The organism is Streptomyces sp. NPDC059477 (genome assembly GCF_042749375.1).
Classification (GTDB): domain Bacteria; phylum Actinomycetota; class Actinomycetes; order Streptomycetales; family Streptomycetaceae; genus Streptomyces.
Genome location: NZ_JBHYUG010000047.1, coordinates 17,449 through 38,281 on the forward strand (window position 1 = coordinate 17,449; position 20,833 = coordinate 38,281).

General features: G+C 69.8%; 11 protein-coding genes. 7 read left to right on the forward strand and 4 right to left on the reverse strand.

Features of this window, described 5'->3' with window-relative positions; all coding sequences use genetic code 11:
* Positions 1-178 precede the first annotated feature (178 nt).
* From ACFXAZ_RS23090 to ACFXAZ_RS23100, 3 genes are all read left to right on the forward strand, one after another.
* Positions 179-1,339, forward strand: a complete 1,161-nt coding sequence (locus ACFXAZ_RS23090) for an AAA family ATPase (RefSeq protein WP_384594317.1) — start codon at positions 179-181, stop codon at positions 1,337-1,339.
* A gap of 335 nt (positions 1,340-1,674) precedes the next feature.
* Positions 1,675-5,598 (forward strand): DUF5682 family protein, encoded by a 3,924-nt coding sequence (locus ACFXAZ_RS23095; RefSeq protein WP_384594394.1) that lies wholly within the window; start codon positions 1,675-1,677, stop codon positions 5,596-5,598.
* The gene (locus tag ACFXAZ_RS23100) at positions 5,595-7,682 is read left to right on the forward strand and encodes a hypothetical protein (protein WP_384594320.1); all 2,088 of its coding nucleotides are present in this window, start codon (positions 5,595-5,597) and stop codon (positions 7,680-7,682) included. The genes ACFXAZ_RS23095 and ACFXAZ_RS23100 overlap by 4 nt, the downstream gene beginning before the upstream one ends.
* Before the next feature lie 81 nt (positions 7,683-7,763).
* On the opposite strand, the gene ACFXAZ_RS23105 is transcribed toward ACFXAZ_RS23100, so the two are convergent.
* The 3 genes from ACFXAZ_RS23105 to ACFXAZ_RS23115 all read right to left on the reverse strand — a co-directional run bounded on the left by ACFXAZ_RS23105 (position 7,764) and on the right by ACFXAZ_RS23115 (position 11,419).
* Positions 7,764-8,183 (reverse strand): hypothetical protein, encoded by a 420-nt coding sequence (locus tag ACFXAZ_RS23105; RefSeq protein ID WP_384594323.1) that lies wholly within the window; start codon positions 8,181-8,183, stop codon positions 7,764-7,766.
* Between the two features lie 37 nt (positions 8,184-8,220).
* Entirely contained in the window at positions 8,221-9,372 is a 1,152-nt protein-coding gene (locus ACFXAZ_RS23110; protein WP_384594326.1) for an amidase domain-containing protein, read from the reverse strand.
* Between the two features lie 361 nt (positions 9,373-9,733).
* Positions 9,734-11,419: a TIGR04141 family sporadically distributed protein gene (locus ACFXAZ_RS23115; RefSeq protein WP_384594329.1), complete on the reverse strand. Its 1,686-nt coding sequence runs from the start codon at positions 11,417-11,419 to the stop codon at positions 9,734-9,736.
* A gap of 188 nt (positions 11,420-11,607) precedes the next feature.
* Here ACFXAZ_RS23115 and ACFXAZ_RS23120 point away from each other — a divergent pair, with 188 nt between their 5' ends.
* From ACFXAZ_RS23120 to ACFXAZ_RS23135, 4 genes are all read left to right on the forward strand, one after another.
* Entirely contained in the window at positions 11,608-13,734 is a 2,127-nt protein-coding gene (locus ACFXAZ_RS23120) for an N-6 DNA methylase (RefSeq protein WP_384594332.1), read from the forward strand.
* Positions 13,735-13,812: 78 nt separating this feature from the next.
* Complete coding sequence (locus ACFXAZ_RS23125) at positions 13,813-15,879, forward strand: N-6 DNA methylase (protein WP_384594335.1); 2,067 nt, start codon at positions 13,813-13,815, stop codon at positions 15,877-15,879.
* Positions 15,876-17,030 (forward strand): restriction endonuclease subunit S, encoded by a 1,155-nt coding sequence (locus ACFXAZ_RS23130; protein ID WP_384594338.1) that lies wholly within the window; start codon positions 15,876-15,878, stop codon positions 17,028-17,030. Before ACFXAZ_RS23125 ends, ACFXAZ_RS23130 begins: the two co-directional genes overlap by 4 nt.
* A 6-nt stretch (positions 17,031-17,036) precedes the next feature.
* Complete coding sequence (locus ACFXAZ_RS23135; protein WP_384594341.1) at positions 17,037-20,237, forward strand: type I restriction endonuclease subunit R; 3,201 nt, start codon at positions 17,037-17,039, stop codon at positions 20,235-20,237.
* Between the two features lie 26 nt (positions 20,238-20,263).
* Here ACFXAZ_RS23135 and ACFXAZ_RS23140 read toward each other — a convergent pair whose 3' ends face one another.
* Positions 20,264-20,677 (reverse strand): ATP-binding protein, encoded by a 414-nt coding sequence (locus ACFXAZ_RS23140; RefSeq protein WP_384594345.1) that lies wholly within the window; start codon positions 20,675-20,677, stop codon positions 20,264-20,266.
* Positions 20,678-20,833: the final 156 nt, after the last annotated feature.

The window sequence follows — 20,833 nt, forward strand, 5'->3', positions numbered from 1 at the left end:
ACCGGTACTCCTGTCCCCCCCCGGCTCCCTCACCGGACTCCCCTGGGGTGCCTCCGGCCTCTCCCGGCCCCTGCCACCGGCCCCCCTGTCCCCTGTCCCCTGCCGCCTCCCGATTCCCCCGCTCGTCGACGGTCACCGGATCTTCGACCCCTACCAGACCTACCCAGCAAGGACATCCATGCCCCCGATCGATACGGCGACGGCCCTTCCGCCCCGGCAGACACTGCCCGCCGAAGAGCGGTACGCCACCGAACTCGCCTTCCTCGCCGCCCACGACGAAGGCCCCCGTCCACCCGGCTGGCTGCTGACGCCCCGAGCCGTCATCACCTTCGTCTGCGGCAGCGCAGGCGATCCCCTCAAGCTGTCCAAGCCTCACGAGACGCTGCCCGGCCGGCTCGTCATAGCCCCGAAGTTCGTCGGCGAACGCGCGCTGGTGGAACGGTGTGTGGTCACGCTCGCCGGAGAACGCGGCCTGCTGCTGGTGGGTGAGCCGGGTACGGCCAAGTCGATGCTCTCGGAGCTGCTGTCGGCGGCCGTCTGCGGCACCAGCGCACTGACCGTGCAGGGCACCGCGGGCACCACCGAGGACGCCCTGCGCTACGGCTGGAACTACGCCCTGCTCCTGGCCCAGGGACCCACTCCCCAGGCCCTGGTGGACTCGCCGGTCCTCAGCGCGATGCGCTCCGGACGGGTGGCGCGCGTCGAGGAGATCACCCGCTGTCTGCCCGAGGTGCAGGACGCGCTCGTATCGATCCTCTCCGACCGCCGGATGAGCGTGCCCGAACTGTCCGGCACGGACGAGGCTCAGGTGGCCGCCGCTCCCGGGTTCACGGTCATCGCCACGGCCAACCTGCGTGACCGCGGTGTGTCGGAGATGTCCGCCGCGCTCAAGCGCCGGTTCAACTTCGAGACGGTGCACCCGATCGCGGACGTCGAGGCCGAGACCGCGCTCGTCAAGCGGCAGGCCGTCGCGGCCGTCGAGCGGGCGGGCGCGGCCTTCGACGTCGACGACGCGGTGCTCGACGTCCTGGTGACCGTCTTCCGGGACCTGCGGGCCGGGCGCTCGGCCGAGGGCTGGGACGTGGAGCGTCCCGGCACGGTGATGTCCACGGCGGAGGCGGTGCAGGTCGCCGTCTCCCTCGGCGTGTCCGCCGCGTATCTGCCCGCCGGGGACTCTCTCGACCTGGTCCCCGGTCATCTCCTGGGAGTCGTGCGGAAGGACGATCCCAGCGACCACGCGCGCCTGCTGGGTTACTGGGACGGGCCGGTGCGCCGCCGCGCGGAGGACGGTTCGGCGACCTGGCGCCGCCTGTGGGATCTGCGGGAGAACCTTCGGTGACGCTGGCTGAGAACGCGAAGGGGATGCCTGGCCGGGATCGGGGGGTGGTGGCCGGCCAGGATCGGCGCGGGGTGGCCGACCAGTACCCGCGGGTGACGCCCGTACGGGACTCGAAGGCGGCGCCCGCCCAAGACCCGCAGGTGACGCCCGTACGGAACCTGCGGGTGACGCCCGTACCGGACTCGACGGTGGCACCCGCCCAGAACCCGCAGGTGATGCCCCGACAGGACCCGTGCGTGACACCCATCCAGAACCAGCGGGTGGCGCCCGTCCAAAACGCGCAGGCGACACCCGCACAGGACCGGCAGGCGGCGCCCGCCCAGAACCCGCAGGTGATGCCCGTACCGGACTCGAAGGTGACGCCCGCACAGGACCCGAGGCCGGCGCTCGATGCCCTCGCCGGGTCCGTGGTGCCGTACCTGTTGGGCGTACGGCATCACAGCCCCGCGCTCGCCGCGGCCGTGCCCGCGCTGCTGGACGCGGCCGGGGCCGACGTGGTGTGCGTGGAGTTGCCGACCGACTTCCAGCCGTGGCTCGCTCACCTCGGCGCGCCCGGCACCCTCGCGCCGGTCGCGCTCGCGGGCGCCGGGGAGCGCGGGCGGCTCGGGTTCTACCCGTTCGCCGACTTCTCTCCCGAACTCGCCGCGGTCCGCTGGGCGCGGGAGCGGGGTGTGGACGTCGTCTGCTGCGATCTGCCGATGTCCGACCCGCGCTGGGGCGGCGGGGAACCGGCTGCGGCCGAGGATGCTCGCGGGGCGGACGAAGAGCCGCGCGGGACGGACGGGGACCTGCGCGGGACCGACAGGGGCCCCCGCCAGACGGACGGGAATCCTCGCGAGGCAGACGGAGACGCGCGGGGGGCCGCCGGGGACCCTCGCGGGACGGACGGGGACCCTCGCGGGACGGTCGCCGGGCCGTCCGTCGGTCGGCCCGTGTCCACCTCCTTCGCGCAGGCGCTCACCGCCGCCGGGACCGGCCGTGACGGGGACGACCTGTGGGACCGCAACGTGGAGGTGCGTGCCCCGGGCTGTGCTCCCGAGGCGCTGCGCCGGGCCGCGCTGGGTGTCGGCTGGGCGTTGCGTCAGGACGCCGTGTCGTCCGGCGGGGTGTCCGCAGTCGACCTGGCGCGCGAGGCGCACATGCGGGACACGATCGCCCTCGCGGCGGCGGGTGGACGCCGGGTCGCGGCGGTGATCGGCGCCTTCCACGCCCCGGCGCTGGCCGACGGGACGGCCGGGCGGGAGCAGCCGTCGGCCGACGACGCGACCGTGCGGGGGGTGCCGTCGGGCGGGAGCGTGGCGGCCCGGCGTACGGCATCGAACGGACCGGTCCTCCCGGGGGACCCCTCTCCCGTGGTCACGTCCCTGGTCCCGTACGCGTTCGATCTGCTGGACTCCCGGTCCGGTTACCCCGCCGGGATCCGCGATCCGCGCTGGCAGCAGGCGGTGTTCGGCGCCGGGGGCGATCCCGGTCTGCTGCACGACGCCGCGGCCGGGGCGATCACGCAGGTGTGCCGGGAGCTGCGGGCGGCCGGGCACACGGCGGGGACGGGCGAGGCGGGTGAGACGCTGCGCGTGGCCTGCGACCTGGCCCGGTTGCGCGGGCTCCCCGCCCCCGGGCGCGGTGAGGTCCTCGAAGCCCTCACGGCGGTACTGGGTCAGGGCGAGCCGCTCGGCCGGGGCCGGGCGCTGGCGCGGGCCCTGGAGGTGGTCCTGGTCGGCACCGACCGCGGCCGGGTCGCGCCGGGCACCCCGCGCTCCGGGCTCGGCCCGTCCGTCGAGGCCGAACTCGCCGCCCTGCGGCTGCCCGGCCCCGACGATCCGGCGCCGCGCCAGCTGCGTCTGGACCCGCTGCGTTCGGCCCTCGACCACCGCCGCGAGATCCTCCTGCGACGGCTGGAGGTGTGCGGGGTGGGGTACGGCGAGCCGGTGGCGGTGGCCGGTACGGGCGACGCCGCCGCGCTCTCCGCACGGTGGCGGCTGTCGTGGATCCCCGCTGTGCCGGTCCGGCTGGACCTGGCCGGGGTGCGCGGTGTGACCGCCGCGCTGGCGGCGGAGGGCACACTGCGGGAGACCTTCCGCCGGGAGTCGGCGGACGGCGGCCCCACCTGCGCCCTCGTCCTCGCGGGGCTGCGGGACGCCGCGCGCTGCGATCTGCCCGCGCTGGTCGCCCAGCGGCTGGCCGAGGCCGCCGAGGTGCTGCCCGCGTCCGCGACGATCCCCGAGATCCTCACCGGACTGGATCTGCTGGAGGCGCTGCGCCGGGGACATCTGCCCGGCACGACGCCCGAGGGCAGGCAGACGGCGGGTGCGCTCGCCGCCGACCTTCTGGAGTCGGCCGTACGGTCCCTGCCGGGGCTGGCGGGCAGCGACGACCCGGAGGAGGCGGCGGCGCTGGTCGCCCTGGCCGCGCGCGCCGGTGAACTGCGCCTGGGGCTGCGGATGGACGAGGCCCTGGCCCACCTCGCGGACTCCGCGTCCCCTCTGATCCAGGGCGCCGCTCTCGCCTGCCGGGTCCTGTTCGACCTGGAGGACGCCGAGACGCTCGGCGCCAGGGCCGCCGGCTGGATCGACACGGCCACCGGGCCCGACGCGCGGCGCGCGCTGGCCCGCCGGCTCACCGGGCTGCTGACCGGGGCCGCGCCGCTGCTCCAGTCGGCGCCGACCGCCCTCGATCCGCTGCTCGACCGGATCGACTCGCTCGACGACCGGGGTTTCCTGGACCGGCTGCCGGCCCTGCGCGGTGGCTTCGACACGCTCACCCCGGCAGGCCGCGACCGGCTGCTGCACACCGTGACGGAACGACTGGGCGACCGTCTGGACCTCGCGCTGGGCGCCTCGCCGCAGTTGCTGGCGCTGTGGACGGCGGCGGATGAGGCAGGCCGTTCGGCGGCGGAGTTTCTGCGGCCGACGTCACGGCCGCACCGGCTCACCGGGACACGTGCCCCAGGGGCAGCTGCCCCGGAGACGACTGCCCCAGAGGCACCTGGCTCTGACAGACCGGTCCCTGAGACATCGGTCCCTGAGACACCGGTCCCCGAGACATCGGTCCCTGAGACCCGTACCCCTGAGGCTGCCGACGCCACCTCCACGGCATCGCCGCGCGGGTCCGTCGCGGACGGGCCATCCGACGACGTACCACGTCTGTCGGCGACGGACCGGTGGCGGCTGCTCCTCGGCAGGGAACACGACCGGCTCCCCACGGACGCTCGCCGTTACGCGCACGCGCTCGACGAGCTGTACGGCATGGGTCGCGGGGAGGGCTCCTCGGACCTGGGCAGGGAAGGCGGTCGCGGCGGCGGACAGGACGCCTCCTTCCCGACCGCGCGCGAGTGGGCGGAGGAACTCCAGGCGCTGTTCGGCGCGGAGGTGCGCGAGGAGGTCCTGGCGCGCGCCGCCGACCAGGGACGCAGCGACGTACTGGCCGAACTCGACCCCGCGGCGGTACGTCCGTCCGTCGATCTGCTGACGTCCGTGCTGTCGCTGGCGGGCGGGATGCCGGAGCAGCAGCTTGCCCGGCTGCGTCCGCTGGTACGTCGGCTGGTGGACGAACTGGCCAAGGAGCTGGCCACCAGGATGCGTCCGGCGCTGACCGGTCTCGCCACCCCTCGCCCGACCCGCCGCCCGGGAGGCCGGATCGACCTCCCGCGCACCCTGCGGGCCAACCTCGCCCACGCGCGCAGAAGGGCCGACGGCAGCACCCTGGTGGTTCCGGAACGGCCGGTGTTCAGCACGCGTTCGCGCAAGGAGGCGGACTGGCGGCTGATCCTGGTGGTGGACGTGTCCGGGTCCATGGAGGCTTCCGTGATCTGGTCGGCGCTGACCGCGGCCGTGCTGGGCGGCGTGCCCACGCTCAGCACGCATTTCCTGGCGTTCTCGACGGACGTGATCGATCTGACGGACCGGGTCGACGACCCGTTGTCCCTGTTGCTGGAGGTGCGCGTGGGCGGCGGCACCCATATCGCGGCCGGTCTGGCGCATGCCCGCTCCCTGGTGACGGTGCCGAGCCGGACCCTCGTGGTGGTGGTGAGCGACTTCGAGGAGGGCTACCCGCTCGGCGGGCTGCTCGGCGAGGTACGGGCCCTCGCGGGTTCGGGGGTGCACCTGATGGGCTGCGCCGCGCTGGACGACAGCGGCAGCCCACGCTACTCCGTGCCCGTCGCCCAGCAGTTGGTGGCGGCCGGTATGCCCGTCGCCGCCCTCAGTCCTCTCGCCCTTGCCCGCTGGGTGGGCGATCGCCTCCGCGGAGAGTCCCGATGAGTGACCCGACGAGCGACGTGATGAACCCCCCGTCGAGCCCCGAACTGCCCCCGGCCGCACCCGAGGTGACCGCTGCCGCGGTGGCGGACCTGACCTCGCGGCTGCGCAAGAAGCTGGACGCCACCGTGGAGACGTACGCGGCCGTCCCTGTCGTCGTGGAGGGCGCCGAGCGGCGGGTGCGGTGCGGTGCGGACGCGGAGGTGGTCCTCACCCCCGGCCCCTCCGGAGCGGTCACGGACGCCGGGCAGGCGGTGTGCAGTTGCTTGCTGGCGCCGAGGTGCTTGCATCGTGCGGCGGTGCTGAGCGCGTGTCCGGTGGCGGACGTGGATGCGGTGGCCGACCTCGGCGCGGACACGGTGCCCGACGGGGAGGCCGTGTCGGACCCGTCGGACCCGGCGACCGGGACTAGGGCCGGGACCGGGACTGGGACTGGGACCGAGACCGGGACGACAGACGCCTTGGTCGCCGCCGTGCCGGGGCCGGGTGCCACCGCCACTTCATCGCGGACAGAACCCCAGACAGAACCCCGTACGGAACCCCGTACGGAACCCCGTACGGAGCTGACGAAAACGCAACTGGCCGCCGCACGCGACCTGTGGGCCGCCGCGGTGGCGGCGCTGGCCGCCGGGGTGCCCGCGGCGGGTGCGGTCGCGCAGGCGGAGTTGCTGCGGGCCTCGCACTCGGCGCGACTCGCCGGGCTGCACCGCGCGGAGGCTGCGGCTCTGCGTGTGGTGCGGGGACTGCGGGGCGTCCGCTCCCGCCATGACGGCCACCGGCTGGCCGACCTGGTCGACAACCTGCGTGAACTCCTCCTGACCACCGCCCGGTTGACCGCGACGGAGCCGAACCCGGACCCGGCGTGGATCGGGTCGGTCCGCCGCGCCTACCGCCCGGAAGGCGCGTTGCGGGTCCACGGGGTGTGCCGGGAGCCGGTGATCTCGGCCACCGGGTACGGCGGGGTGGTCACGCATGTCATCTCCGACGACGGACGCTGGTTCACGGTCTCGGACGTCAAACCGGGCGGTTCCGCTCGGGCGCGCGGTGCCGCGACGGCCACGGTCGCGCTCGGCTCGGGCAGTCTCGATCACGCCCGGCTCTCACGCGGTGGGCTGCTGATCTCGGGGGCGACCCTGTCGTCGGACGGCCGTCTCGGAGCGGGCAAGGGAGTCCGGGCGACGCCGGTCGCGGGCCGGTCCTGGACCTCGGGCGCCTTGGCAGCCCTGTTCGCGCGACCTCTGTCCGAGGCCGTGGGCGACGGGCCCGGGACCGCGCCGGTGAGCGACCCCGACCAGGCGCGACAGCAGACCGGTGACCTGGTCGGCTGCGATCTGGTCATCGTGGGAGGGTTCAACGACCACGTACTCGCACGGGAGCTGCGGCCTGGCGGAGCGGACCGGGACGGCGGGGTGGACCGGGACGGCAGGGCGGACCGGGACGGCCTGCTGATCCGGCTGCTCCCGGCCCACGGCCACCCCGACCTGGCGCACACCGCGAACCTTCGCCGTCTGGCGTCCCGTCCCGGGCTACGGCTGCGGGTCGTCGGCCGCCCGGATCCGGACCGCGCCGCCACGCTCCGCCCCTTGGCCGTCGGCCCGCTGCCGGACGAGGACAGCTCAACGACCCTGCGCCTACCGGAGGAGTGGCTGGGCCATGCCGACCTGGGCTACGACCGCCTCGAAGGCGCCCATCTGCCACCCACCGAAGCCCTGCCGGAAACGGCCGGACTCCCTCACCTCCCCCCGGACCCGGTGGCGGAGGCCCCGCTGTGGCGGCTGCGCCGACTGATCGAGGTCGCCGTGTCGGGTGGCCGCCGAGCCGTCGCCCAGCCGGCCCGCGACGGCGACCGCGCCGGGACCGCCGCGGCCCTGCGCCAGGTCGGCTTCCGCACGGCAGCGGACCTGCTGACAGAGCTGACCACGGAGGCGGACCGGCGCGGCCGTGACGTCTTCGGCCGCACCGAGGAACCCGACCCGGACGCGTACGCACGCGCCTGGCTGGCAGCGGCGGTCTACCTCGCGGGCACGGAACGGGCGCTGGTCCGGGCGACGTGGCAGCCGTCGGACACCAAGTCCTGGGCGCCATGAACGACGAAGGTCCACACGGCCCCTCTCAGGACCGCGTGGACCTCCCGTCTTCCGACGGGCATCGGCCCGCCGTCAGTGAACTCACCCCGGTGGTTGGGTCCCAGCGGCGTTCGACGGGGTCGGTGCGACGCCGGGCATCGGGGCCATGACCCAGTTCCCGTCCTCCCAGGCGACCGTCTCGGTGACGCGGACGGGCCGGTTCTCGGTGTGCGCGGTGCCGGTCAGGTCAACCGTCCACACTCCCTCGAACTCCGAGGCACGGCTCCAGTGGACATCCCATTCCTGTCCCCCGTAGGCCGCGATCCGCGCGCGGGCGTCCTCGTCCCCCTCAGGGTGGGCATCGAGCAGCCCCGCCAGTCCGCTCTCGTCGGACTCGTTGAGGAAGTCCACGTACTCGCGCAGGAACCGGTCCTGGTCGGCCAGGTCGGGAGACTTCGCCTCGGTGCCGCCCCCGCCACTGCACGCACCGACCAGCACAGTGCAGAGAACCGCGATGAGCAACCCTGTACGACGCCGCCGCAGGTGACGAAAACGCGTATCAGGTCCGGAAGGCGTAATACGTCGCATTCGGATACTGCGCCACAATGCTCCTCACCGACTTCCGGTAAGTGTTCGTCGAATGGTAAGTGAGGTATGGAACCCCACCACTCTTGTACGTGGTGATCATGGAGTGGTCTTTGGACCGGTTACCGGTGAAGTCCATCTGGAGGATGTCCCCGATGCCCAGCTTGTAGACGTTGTCCAGGTTGTAGGCACGGTCGCTGTGCAGGGCGAAGGACGCCCAGTAATTGACGTTGACCCAGGATGTCGTCTGGTTCGAGGAGTTGTACCACCAGTTCTTGTAGCTCTTGTACCAACCGCTGTCGTTCTTCCAGCCGCCCGCGCGCAGGGCCTGGCTGATGAAGTTGGTGCAGTCGCCGCCGACATCACTGAATTTGCGGTAACTGGGGTTGTAGTTCTTCCAGTACTTCTCGGCGTACTTCGCCATCTCGCCGTAGTTGTAGCCCGCCTGAGGGGTGACCTTGGTCACCGCGGGAATGCTGGGCTGATTCGGGCCGGCCGGCGTTTCCTCGGGGGCGGGCCCGTCGACTTCGGGCTCGCCGCCCTCGTCAACCGGATCTTCCAGCGCGACGGTGGAGGGCGAGCCCCCGTCCGCCGCGGTGTCCACCGCGGAGTTCACCGCGGCCGGTCCCCCTTCGTCGAGGGGCGTGACGCCGGTCAGCTCCCACGTGCCGTCCAGGGCTGCGACGAACGTCAGTTCGTGCCGCGCCTGGAAGCCTGTGGTCGGCGGCTCATCGCCGGTGATCTGCTTGTACGTGAGCATCGTCGTCTCGGTGACCTGCGCGGTCGCACGGTCTCCGGTCACCGAGACCTCGTCGACCTCGACCTCCGTGTCGGCGGCCGTGTACGCCTCCCCGAGGTCGGCGAGCCGTGCCTTGCGGTCGCCCAGAATGTCCGCCGCCTCACTCTCCGCGCCCGCCAGGGCGCTGGCGACGTGCACCTCACCCTTCAGTGGCAGCGCCTGTGCGCCAAGGAGGGTTGCCTGGGAGCCCTCGACGAGAGCGGATGTCCGTCTGGTCAGAACGGTATCCGCCAGGGCGGCGAAATCCTCGGTGGTCTCGGCGTCAACGGTGCGGACCGCCGCGCCCTCACTGCGTGTGTCCGTGGTGCTGCCCTTGGTCTGCGCCATCGCGGTGGACGGCAACATGGCCAGCGCCGTCGCGCTCAGCGCCAGTAAGGCAACGCGCCTCTGTTTCCCGTTTCTCAAGATCTTCCCCCAACTGGGGCCCGCTGTGGGCCAGTTAAGAGAATGCTGTCACCCTTCGGCTGCATCTGGCCAGTGCTTTCCTTTCGCACCGGTCTCGATCGCTGGAGCAACTCCGGGCCCCCGATCAGGGACGGGCGGCCTACACGGCGACCGTCCGACCGCAAGGGCAACGAATGTCCCGGCCCGCGCGACCAACTCCACCCGGCCCGTCGGCAGCAGACGCAGTGCCGGGACCCTGACGGCCTCTGCGTGCTCTGTCTCCCCCGTGGCCCGAGCCCCACCCCTACGCGGCCAGGTGGCGGATTCCCGTCCGGCTCGGAGGCGCCATCGTGGCCCGGATCCCGACGACCTCGACTTCGACGCCCCAGGCTTCAAGGATCTTTGCAGTCTGTACGAGGGTGACCTGGGAGAACGGGAAAAGAGTGTCGGCGGTGAGGCCGGTTCCGCTCTTCAGCATGATCGCGAAGACGACCTTCGACGGCCGGAAGCCGTCCGGCAAGGCCCGGCCGGGCCTTGCTGCGGCCACCTTCCGGGCGAACCCGTCCATGGCCTCCGGCGAGTGCAGCAGAGTCTGAACGGCGACCACGGCCTGACCGAACAGATGGCTCAGCGCGTCGGATCCCTTGGCCCGCTTCACCATGACCAGAACATTCTCCGGACTCAACAGGTCACAGATCTCCACACCGTTTCCCCGGTGCAAGGCGGTCCGGACATTGTCGCGGTCGAAGCAGACGTACCCGGGCCGTACATCAGGCACCGACTCGTTGTACCTCCGCTCCGTGTCACCGAGCACCCAGGCCGGAAGGTCGACCGAGGGCGTGCGGGTGATGAGCCGCCCCACCTGCGAACGGATCGCCTCCAGGTATGCCTCGCCGATCTCGTACCACTGCCCGTCCAGCAGGAAGAACCGGCGGGCGCCGAGCGCCACCTCCGCTTCGATCCACCGCAGTACGTTCGACGTCCAGATGACGTCGTCCCTGCCCGCCCGGGTGTGCGCGTAGAGAGTGACAGTGCCGTCCCGGAGCGCGGCGAGACGCCGGCCCGGCCTGTGCACGCGTGCTCGGTTGAGGACGTACTCCAGGCTGAAGTCGTCGGTGAAGGTGGCCTCCGAGCGGTTGACCCTGGTGGCGAACGTCTGGGCCGCGGCGTACTCGTCCCAGTGGTCGGAGGGGACGGCGACCGCAATACGTCCGTCGGGCTCCGCACCCAGCAGGTGGTCGAGCCGCTCCTCCAGCCGAGTGATGATGTCGCCGTCCGCGATGGGCACAATGTGCTCGACGAACTCCAGCTCCGGGCTCGGGACCTGTTCCCGGAGGACGTGGGCGATGGCCCGGATGTCCGCGACCAGGTCCTCGGCATCGACGCCGAGCCGCATCCGCAGTCCGGTGCCACCCTCGACGCTGGAGACCTTCGTGCGGCTGTCCTGACCGATGGTGAGCTGCATCCCGTCCAGCCGACCGCCCAGCCGACGCACGATCTGTGCGTGTTCCTGAACACCCAGGCTCCAGACGGGGGCACCGCCGGGCACCAGGGTGATGTCGGTCCGTCCACCACCCGGCGTATGCGAGACCAGGTCACGGATCTGGGCGGGGTCCACCCTGCGGATCACGAAACTCAGTCCGAACCGCCGATCCTTGGCACGGTCGGGCACCAGGCGGAACCCCTGGTCGTAGCCGATGGCGTACACCTCGCCGTCGACCGCGAGCATCAGCAGCCCGGCCGACCGGTTCACCGGCCTCGACACCTCGCACCCGGTCGTACGGTTGATCTCGTCGCACCAGCTGGCGACCGGCTGCTCGAAGCTGCCGGTGACCAGCAGCGCCGGAACCCCCAGTCGCTCCTCCGGGAGGTGCAGTTCCGCACCGACGGCTTCGAGCCGAGCCGGGTCGAGGACGTCGAACATCGCATCGACCGTGGGAGCGACACCTGTGAGCCGATACAGGGTGCGCTTGGAGGTACTGGGTGCCATGGCGCCGCTCCATTCCGAGGTGTTGAGGGCAGGGAAGAGCCCGGGAGTCCCGGGGAGGCCGGGAGCCAGTGAAAGCATCTCCAGTACAGCGGCAACTGAAAGCACTGTCAAACACTTCACAGGGATGGGGTGCCGGTATAGAGTGGGGTCGTCCCAGCCCGCCCGCCCTACGCCACCGGCAGGAGCCCATGAAGCAGCAGGCCAGTGCCCTCGTGACCGCCGCCGACATCTCCCGGCTGGCGGGGGTCACCCGCGCCACGGTGAGCAACTGGCGTCGTCGGCATCCGGACTTCCCCGCCCCGTCGGGAGGCACGGACACCAGCCCGACCTACGACCTCAACGCCGTACGCGCCTGGCTCGCCACCCGTGGCCAACTTCCCGAGGACACCCCGGCGGACGAACTCCGCACCGCCTTGCGCAGCCACCCCGGCGACGGCACATTGGCCCTGCGCCTGCTCCCCGCGGTGCTCGCGGCCGTTCGGCTGGGCCGGAGCGAGCGCGAGGCCCTTCCCGAGCTGCGTGACGACGCGCTGCTGCGATGGATCAGCTCGGCCGCGGACGACGGAGCCGACGACATCCCCGGAGTGGAGGCCCCCGCCGCGTACAGCGCCGACACGACCGTGCCGCTACGGACCTTGCTGCGGTACGTCGTCATGGATGGCGCCGAGGCAGCAACAGATGTGCTGGCCGAACGCCTGCTGGAGGACACCGGGAGTACCGGCACCTACCGCACGCCGCGCCCCTTGGCCGACCTCATGGCCCGGCTCCTCGCCGATGGCGCGGGTGCCTTCCCCGCAAGCGTTCTCGACCCCGCGTGCGGCACCGGATCACTGCTCGCCGCGGCGGCCTCCGCGGGGGCGAGCGAACTGCTCGGCCAGGACATCCTGGTCGCCCAGGCCGCCCAGGCCGCCGTGCGGCTCCGGCTGAGCACCTCCGAAGCGGCGATCACCGTACGGGCCGGAGACAGTTTGCGCGCCGACGCCTTCAAGGGCCGCACCGCGGACGGCGTCCTGTGCAACCCGCCGTACGGAGTCCGTGACTGGGGGCACGAGGATCTGGCGTACGACCAGCGCTGGGCCTACGGCGTACCGCCCAAGGGCGAGCCCGAACTCGCCTGGGTCCAGCACTGTCTGGCCCACCTCCCGCCCAAGGGCCGTGCCGTTCTTCTCATGCCGCCCGCCGTCGCGGAGCGCACCGCCGGCCGCCGTATCCGGGCGCAGCTCGTACGCGACGGAGCGCTTCGCGCCGTCGTCTCGCTTCCCCAGGGCTCGGCCACCCCGCTCCACATCGGCCTGCATCTGTGGATACTCGAACGGCCCGATCCGCAGGCTGAAGCGCCGGGTACGGTCTTGCTCGTCGATGCCGCCGCTTCCGAGTCCCGGGATCTCGACTGGCCCTCCCTCGACGACACCGTGCTCTCGGCGTGGCGGCCGTACCTCGCCGACCAGGATGGCTTCACCGGAGCACCGGGCATCGCCGGCGCCGTGCCGGTAACCGACCTCCTCAACGAAGCCGTGGACCTGACCCCGGCCCGCCACATCCGAACAGCTCCCCGGCAAGCTCTGCGCCCCGCCCTGCTGGCCCGGGAGGCAGCGGAGCTGTACGGCCAACTCCACCAGTCCGCAAAAGATCTCACCAGCCTCAGCGCCAAAGGCGACTGGCCACCGGCCGACGACCGTCCCCGCGACTGGCGTACGGCAACGGTCGCGGACCTTCTACGGGGCGGCGCGCTCAATGTGCTGCGCACCGCGCCCGCGGCCCGCCGGACCCGCAGCGGCCCACCGCTACCCCAGCCCGAGCCCGAATCCGGCGGACGACCGACGCTCACGGCCACCGACGTCCTGGAGAACCGACCCGCCTCCGGAACGGAAGCGGACCTCCCCACGGGCATCGCCCTTCCGCTGATCCAGGCAGATGATGTGCTTCTCACCGAGCTCCTCCATACGGGGCGGGCCCCCGTGGCCCGGGTCGCCGAGCCGAGCGAGGCGGGCACCTTCCTCGGGCCCCATCTCCTGCTCTTCCGCCCGGACCGGCGCCGACTGGACCCCTGGTTCCTGGCCGGGTTCCTCGCGGCGGAGCAGAACGTCAACGCCGCGGCCACCGGCACCTCCATCGTCCGGGTGGACCCACGACGACTCCGTGTCCCCCTGCTCCCCCTCGCCGAGCAGCAGCGCTACGGCGCCGCGTTCAGCCGCCTGCACGAGCTGCGTACCGCCGCCCGCCGCGCCGACGAGGCCGCCGAGGACGTCACCCGTCTCCTCGGCACCGGCCTGACCGGCGGCGCGCTGTTGCCCGACGGTCACGGATCGGCGTGAAACGCGCGGCCCGGCACCACGAACGGCCAGACTTGACGTCTTCGTCCCGCTGGGACGGCGAACACCGGAAGGACTCCGTTGAACAGCAGTAAGCACACGGAACTGGCGAACCACGCGTGGTCGGTCGCCGACCTCCTGCGAGGTGACTACAAGCAGTCCGACTACGGCAAGGTGATCCTTCCGTTCACGGTGCTGCGGCGCCTGGAGTGTGTCCTCGCCCCGACCAAGGACAAGGTCCTGGAGGTCGCCGCCCGCTACGAGAACCAGGACATCAACCCCGACCGCTTCTTGCGCAAGGCGTCCGGTCACAGCTTCTACAACACCAGCAGCTACACGCTGAAGGCCATCGCGGGAGACGCGTCGCACGCGGCGAAGTACCTCAACGAGTACTACGGCGCCTTCTCCCCCAACGCCAGGGAGGTCCTGGAGCGGTACGAGTTCGCCCAGCAGATCAAGCGGCTGGACGCGGCGGATCTGCTGTACCAGGTGGTCGGACGGTTCGCTGATCTCGACCTTCGGCCGGTGGAGAGGGACACCGACGGCGATGTCGTATTCGACGAGGACGGCAATCCGGTCGAGATCGTCTCCAACCACCAGATGGGCTACACCTTCGAGGAGCTGATCCGGCGCTTCGCCGAACAGTCCAACGAGACAGCCGGTGAGCACTTCACGCCCCGGGAAGTCATCCGGCTGATGGTCAACCTGCTTGTCGCACCGGACAGCGACGCGCTGGCCCTGCCGGGCACGGTGCGTACGGTCATGGACCCGGCCTGCGGGACCGGCGGCATGCTGAGCGCGGCCGAGGAGCACATCACAGCTCACAATGAGGACGCCACGGTCAAGGTCTTCGGCCAGGAACTCAACCCCGAGTCCTGGGCCATCTGCCGGTCGGACATGATGATCAAGGGCCAGGACCCGGAGAACATCAAGTTCGGCAACTCGTTCAGCGACGACGGCCACACCGGCGCCACCTTCGACTATCTGCTGGCCAACCCGCCGTTCGGCGTGGAGTGGAAGAAGGTCAAGGACGCGGTCGAGGAAGAACACGACCGCCTCGGTGAGAGTGGGCGATTCGGGGCCGGTCTGCCGCGTATCAACGACGGCTCGTTGCTCTTCCTCCAGCACATGATCTCCAAGATGAAGCCGGTGGACGCGTCGGGGGCGGGCGGCAGCCGCATCGCGATCGTCTTCAACGGCTCCCCTCTCTTCTCGGGTGCAGCTGAGTCCGGTGAGTCCAGGATCAGGCAGTGGATTCTGGAAAACGACTGGCTGGAGGGCATCGTGGCCCTGCCCGACCAGCTCTTCTACAACACCGGCATCTCCACGTACTTCTGGGTACTCAGCAACCGCAAGGCCCGGGACCGGCGCGGGAAGGTCGTCCTGCTGGACGCGCGCGACTACTGGCGCAAGATGCGGAAGTCCCTCGGCGACAAGCGCAAGGAACTGGGCGAGCAGCACATCTCCGAGATCACGCGGCTCTATACGGAAGCACTGGCGGTCGCCGAGGCGGCGAAGAAGGGCGGCGGCCACGACCTGGCCGACCGAGCCGGGAAGATCAAGGTCTTCCGCAACGAGGACTTCGGGTATCGCCGGATCACCGTGGAGCGACCGTTGAAGCTCCGCTTCGAGGTGACGGAGGAAACGCTGGCGACGCTGATCGCGTCCAAGCCGATCACACGGGCCACGGATGCCGAGGCGTTCGCAGCGGCGCTGCGCCCGCTGGTCGGCAAGTCCTGGACGACAAAGTCCGACGCGTGGATCGACCTCAAGGACGCGATCGTGGCGGCCGGGCTGTTGTGGCCGACGGGAGCGCCGTTCGGCAAGGCACTGCGGGAGGTGGTCGGCGTCCGGGACCCGGAGGGTGAGGTCCAGCGCGTCAAGGGGGAACCTGAGCCGGATCCGGATTTGCGGGATTACGAGAACGTGCCGCTGGAGGAGGACGTTGAGGAGTACTTGGGGCGGGAGGTGCTGCCGCATGTGCCGGATGCGTGGATCGACCATGGGAAGACGAAGATCGGGTACGAGATTCCGTTTACGCGGCATTTCTATGTGTATAAGCCGCCGAGGCCATTGGCGGAGATCGACGGGGAGTTGAAGGCACTGGAGGCCGAGATTCAGGCACTACTGAGTAAGGTGACGGAATGACTGGCCGTCTCCCATTGAAGCGTATTACTCGCCTGGCGTATGGGGACGCGCTCGCTGCGGACATTCGAGTCGAGGGCGAGTACGCGGTCGTGGGGTCAGGGGGCGCTTCTGGAACTCACAGCTCCCGTAATTTCCGGGCTCCGGGAATCGTCATCGGCCGAAAGGGGAGCTACGGCTCCATTCATTGGATTCCCGGAGGCGGATTTGCCATCGACACTGCTTATTATATCGACGAGACATGCACATCCGCAGATCTCCGCTGGCTCTATTACGCGCTCCAAGCAGTGGATCTACGTGGAGTATCGCAAGACGTTGGCGTTCCTGGGCTATCCAGGGAGTCCGCCTACCAGGTACTACTACCTGTAGCACCGCCACTGGAGGAGCAGCGCCGCATCGCCGACTTCCTCGACGTCGAGGCCTCCCGCATCGACAGTCTGGACGCATACCGGTCTGTGCAGCTGAAGCTACTCTCGGATCGCGATCGAGCAATGCTGGACCTTACATTCCGAGAGGCCCGGTCCGGCGCTCCGACGCGACTCAAGTATCTATTTTCTGTGCGCCCCCGCTACGGCGTCCTAGTTCCGGTATTCACGGACGAAGGCGTCCCGTTCATCCGAGTAAACGACCTCCTTGACTTGGAGGGGCGGGCCGAGGGTTTGCGTAACATTTCGAGCGAATTGTCAGCGCAATACGCCAGGAGCGTCATCCAGCCCGGTGATCTGCTGATGAGCGTCGTGGGAACGCTCGGACGTGCAGCGATTGCCCCCTCCAGTTTGACTGGAGCGAACATCGCGCGAGCCGTGTGTTCGATGCGTTTTATGCCAGATGTAGAAGTCCAACTCGTCAAAGCCTGGCTAGGTACGAGTTCCTTTCACGAGCAGGCTCGACTCGCGACGAGCACAGACACGGCCCAGCCAACGCTCGGCATGGAAGACCTGGGCAATTTTTCCCTGACTTGGCCGTCTGATTCACAGGAGCGGAAAAACTTGGTTCGAGAAATTGCCAGGACCCAGAGTTTGACGAGGAGTCTGAGCGAAAAACTCGAACGCCAAAAAGAAGTTCTCGCTGAGCGTCGCCAAGCCCTGATCACCGCCGCCGTCACCGGCCAGATCGACGTATCCACCGCCAGCGGACGAGGAATCGAGGAATAGCCGCCCATGTCCGTCCACGACGAAGCAGCCTTCGGAAACGCTATAGTCGCCGCCCTGCTGGAGCGCGGTTGGAATGAAGGAAGCAATCAGCACTACCAACCCCACCTCGGCCTCGACACCGCCCAGCTCTTCGAGTTCATCGGCAAGACCCAGGCCGACGACTGGGACGAGCTGATCGCCCTCTACGGCGGGGACGTCAATACCGCCCAGGCCGGGTTCGCCAAGCGCGTTGACCAGGCGATCGCAACGGACGGCGTGCTGGACGTGCTCCGCAAGGGCGTGAAAGACCACGGCGTCCTGATCAGGCTCGCCTACTTCAAGCCGTCGCTCGTCGTGTCGGACGCGGTCCTGGACGACTACCGGGCGAACCGCCTGACCTTCCTCAAGGAGTTGCAGTACGCGACGAAGCAGGCGGACAAGGGCAACGAGCTGGACCTCACGCTGTTCCTCAACGGAATCCCGCTCGCCACCGTCGAGTTGAAGAACGGCCTGACCCGTCAGGGGGCTGAACACGCCAAGGAGCAGTACCGCACGGACCGCGATCCCACCGAGCTGATCTTCGCCCGCCGCGTCATCGCGAACTTCGCCGTCGACACCGACGTCGTCTACGTCGCGCCCGAACTGCGCGGCAAACTAACCCGGTTCCTGCCGTTCAACATGGGGTCAGAGGGCCCAGGGAAGCCCGGCGGCGCGGGGAATCCGGCGCCCACCGTCCCCGGGACCTACGCGACCTCCTACCTCTGGGAACAGATCTGGGAGCGGGACACCTGGCTGGACCTGATCGAGCGGTTCGTGCACCTCAGCAAGGAGAAGGGCCCGGACGGGCGGACCCGTAGGAAGCTGATCTTCCCCCGCTACCACCAGTGGGACATCGTCAAGAAGCTTGCCAACCACGCGGCCCGTCACGGCGCCGGTCACAACTACCTCGGCATGGCCTCCGCCGGCTCCGGCAAGTCGAACACCATCGGGTGGCTGGCCCACCGCCTGTCGTCCCTGCACACACCCACCGACCCCGCCCAGATCGACCCCGACGCCCTGGCCGCCGGGCTCAAGCCCGGTGCGCCCGTCTTCGACAAGGTCGTGATCATCACCGACCGCCGCAATCTCGACGCCCAGCTCCGCGAAACCGTCGGCAGCTTCGAGAAGACCGCCGGTCTGGTCGTGAAGATCGACGAGAAGCACGGCGCGAAGTCCGACCAGCTCGCCAAGGCGCTGTCCCGCGAGACCGGGAAGATCATCACGGTCACGCTGCACACCTTCCCCGCCCTCATCGACTACCTGCGCCGCAACCCCACCGAGATACAGGGCCACAACTTCGCGATCATCGTGGACGAGGCCCACTCCTCCCAGTCCGGAGACGCCGCCACGGCCGTCCGCGCGGCTCTGCGTGACCTGGGCCTGGACTCGGACTCCGACGACGCCGGGGCGATCGAGCTGGAGGCGGAAGCCGCCACCGACGCCAAGCTCATCCGCAAGGCCACCCAACGCAGCAAGGCGTCCAACCTCTCCTACTTCGCCTTCACGGCCACGCCCAAGGCCAAGACCCTCGAACTCTTCGGCACCCTGGACACCGTCGACGGCAAGGCGGCATACGTCCCCTTCCACACGTACTCAATGCGCCAGGCCATCGAGGAAGGCTTCATCCTCGATCCCCTTCGCACGTACGTCACCTACGACACGTACTGGAAGCTGGTGAACAAGAACCCGGACGAACGCGAGGTGGACCCGTCCAAGGCGAATCCGCTGCTCGCCCGGTACGCGCTCACGCACGACTCGACTGTGGCCCAGCAGGCACAGGTGATCGTCGAGCACTTCCGCACCCACACCACCGGTCGGCTCGGCGGGCGGGCCAAGGCCATGGTCGTGACGGGCTCCCGGTACAGCGCTGTGCAGATGGCCCGTGCGATCAGGAAGTACATCGGTGACCTTGAGTACGCCGACCCCGGTGTCCTCGTCGCGTTCTCCGGCACCCTGACGTATGACGGCGTGGAGACGACCGAGCCGAAGGAGAACGGCGGGCTGGCCGAGTCGGCGCTGCCCAAGGCGTTCGCGTACACACGCAAGGACGACAAGGCCGTACGCACCGGCGGGAAGGCCACGCAGCGCGAGTACCGCATCCTCGTCGTCGCCGAGAAGTATCAGACCGGCTTCGACCAGCCGCTTCTCACCACCATGTATGTCAACAAGAAGCTCGCGGGCATCAGCGCCGTCCAGACGCTCTCCCGGCTGAACCGCACCGCCGACCGCAAGTCTCAGGCGGACCTCGCCGTACTGGACTTCGTCAACGACGCCGAGGACATCAAGGAGTCCTTCCGCCCGTACTTCGAGGAGGCGAACACTCTCCCCTCCGATCCCAACCTCCTCTACACCGCGCAGAGCAAGGTCATGCAACCGGACCTTCTCGTAGAAGAGGAGATGCGGGAGTTCGCCGATGCCTATATGGCGGCCGAGGAGAAGGCGGCCGGCTCGGTGGCCCGCTGGGAGAAGCTGCACGCCGAGCTGTACCGGCTCCTCGGCCCCGCCGTCGACCGGTTCACCGAGCTGCTGGACCGCAAGGACGAGGCGGGCGACCCCGACGAGGACGCCGCCGAGGCCGCCGAGCAGTTCCGTGCGGATCTCAACGACTACGTACGGAAGTACGGCTTCCTCTCCCAGATCGTGCCCTACCGTGACGCCGACCTCGAATGCCTCTACCTCTACGGCCGCCACCTGCTCAACCGCCTGCCCCGGCGCGGAGACGGCGGCGTGGACGTAGGGGACCTCGACCTCAGTCACCTGCGCATCCAGAAGACCGGCCAGCACGACCTGGCATTGGCCTCCGAGGGTGCGGCGGAACTGCGCGGCTTCGGCGAGGGTGCGGGCGGCGCCAAGGAGCAGGAGAAGTCGTTGCTGTCGGAGCTGATCGACAAGTTCAACGACAAGTACGGCACCGCCTTCACCGATCAGGACGTGATCACGCCGTGGTCGGAGGCGACAGCTGACCCGAAGGTCCGCGCCGCCGCCGTCAACGACGAGGAGAATTTCGGTCTTGTCTTCGACGAGGTCTTCGAGGACAAGATGGCCGAACACATCGACACCATCGCCGACATGGGGCGGCAGTACTTCAGCCACGACGACAGCTTCAAGCAGTCACTCAACCAGAGTGCGCGCCGGGCGGCTTGGCGGATGATCCGCAGGGAGGAGAACATCGACGACGAGGCGGCTTGACCCTCCCGGCCGACCGCTGCGCAGTGTCAGTCACCTTGAGGAAGTGAAAGGCCCGCGACCACGGATGTCCCACGCGTGGGGCGGGGCCGGACGGTCCAGGCGGTGGCGAGGCTGTCGACGAGGAACAGACCCCGACCGCACTCGGAGTCCGTATCCGGGCGAGCCAGTTCGAGTTTGCCGGTACCTGGATCGGAGACGGCGAGCCAGTAGTGTCCGTCGGCGGGCCAGAGGACGAGTTCGATGAGGTCCTCGTCCTCCCAGCACGCGCCGTGCCGGATGGCGTTGGTGACCAGCTCCGAGGTCAACAGGCCCAGGTCGTCGCCGAGATGGGATCGAACGGGATCCGGCAGTGACTTGGCGACGGCGTGCCGGGCCCTCCGTACGGAGGTGGGGTGAGCGGGGAAGCGCCAGTGGACAGGGACGAGGGGGATCTCGGGCATGGCGAACTCCTTGACTGAGTGGGGGGTTTGAGGTCGCGGTGCGCTTCCGGCGTTGCGGTGTGTAGCGTGCGCGATACCGACAGTAGAGCACGAGGGGCCATATTTGCCATCTGATTCGCAATAATGGCCTCGATGCGGTGAACTAGTGCCCATCGA

Coding starts and splice junctions, on each gene's coding strand:
- ACFXAZ_RS23090 (WP_384594317.1), top strand. CDS start 179: ATGCCCCCGATCGATACGGCGACGGCCCTTCCGCCCCGGCAGACACTG.
- ACFXAZ_RS23095 (WP_384594394.1), top strand. CDS start 1,675: ATGCCCGTACCGGACTCGAAGGTGACGCCCGCACAGGACCCGAGGCCG.
- ACFXAZ_RS23100 (WP_384594320.1), top strand. CDS start 5,595: ATGAGTGACCCGACGAGCGACGTGATGAACCCCCCGTCGAGCCCCGAA.
- ACFXAZ_RS23110 (WP_384594326.1), bottom strand. CDS start 9,372: ATGGCGCAGACCAAGGGCAGCACCACGGACACACGCAGTGAGGGCGCG.
- ACFXAZ_RS23115 (WP_384594329.1), bottom strand. CDS start 11,419: ATGGCACCCAGTACCTCCAAGCGCACCCTGTATCGGCTCACAGGTGTC.
- ACFXAZ_RS23120 (WP_384594332.1), top strand. CDS start 11,608: ATGAAGCAGCAGGCCAGTGCCCTCGTGACCGCCGCCGACATCTCCCGG.
- ACFXAZ_RS23130 (WP_384594338.1), top strand. CDS start 15,876: ATGACTGGCCGTCTCCCATTGAAGCGTATTACTCGCCTGGCGTATGGG.
- ACFXAZ_RS23135 (WP_384594341.1), top strand. CDS start 17,037: ATGTCCGTCCACGACGAAGCAGCCTTCGGAAACGCTATAGTCGCCGCC.
- ACFXAZ_RS23140 (WP_384594345.1), bottom strand. CDS start 20,677: ATGCCCGAGATCCCCCTCGTCCCTGTCCACTGGCGCTTCCCCGCTCAC.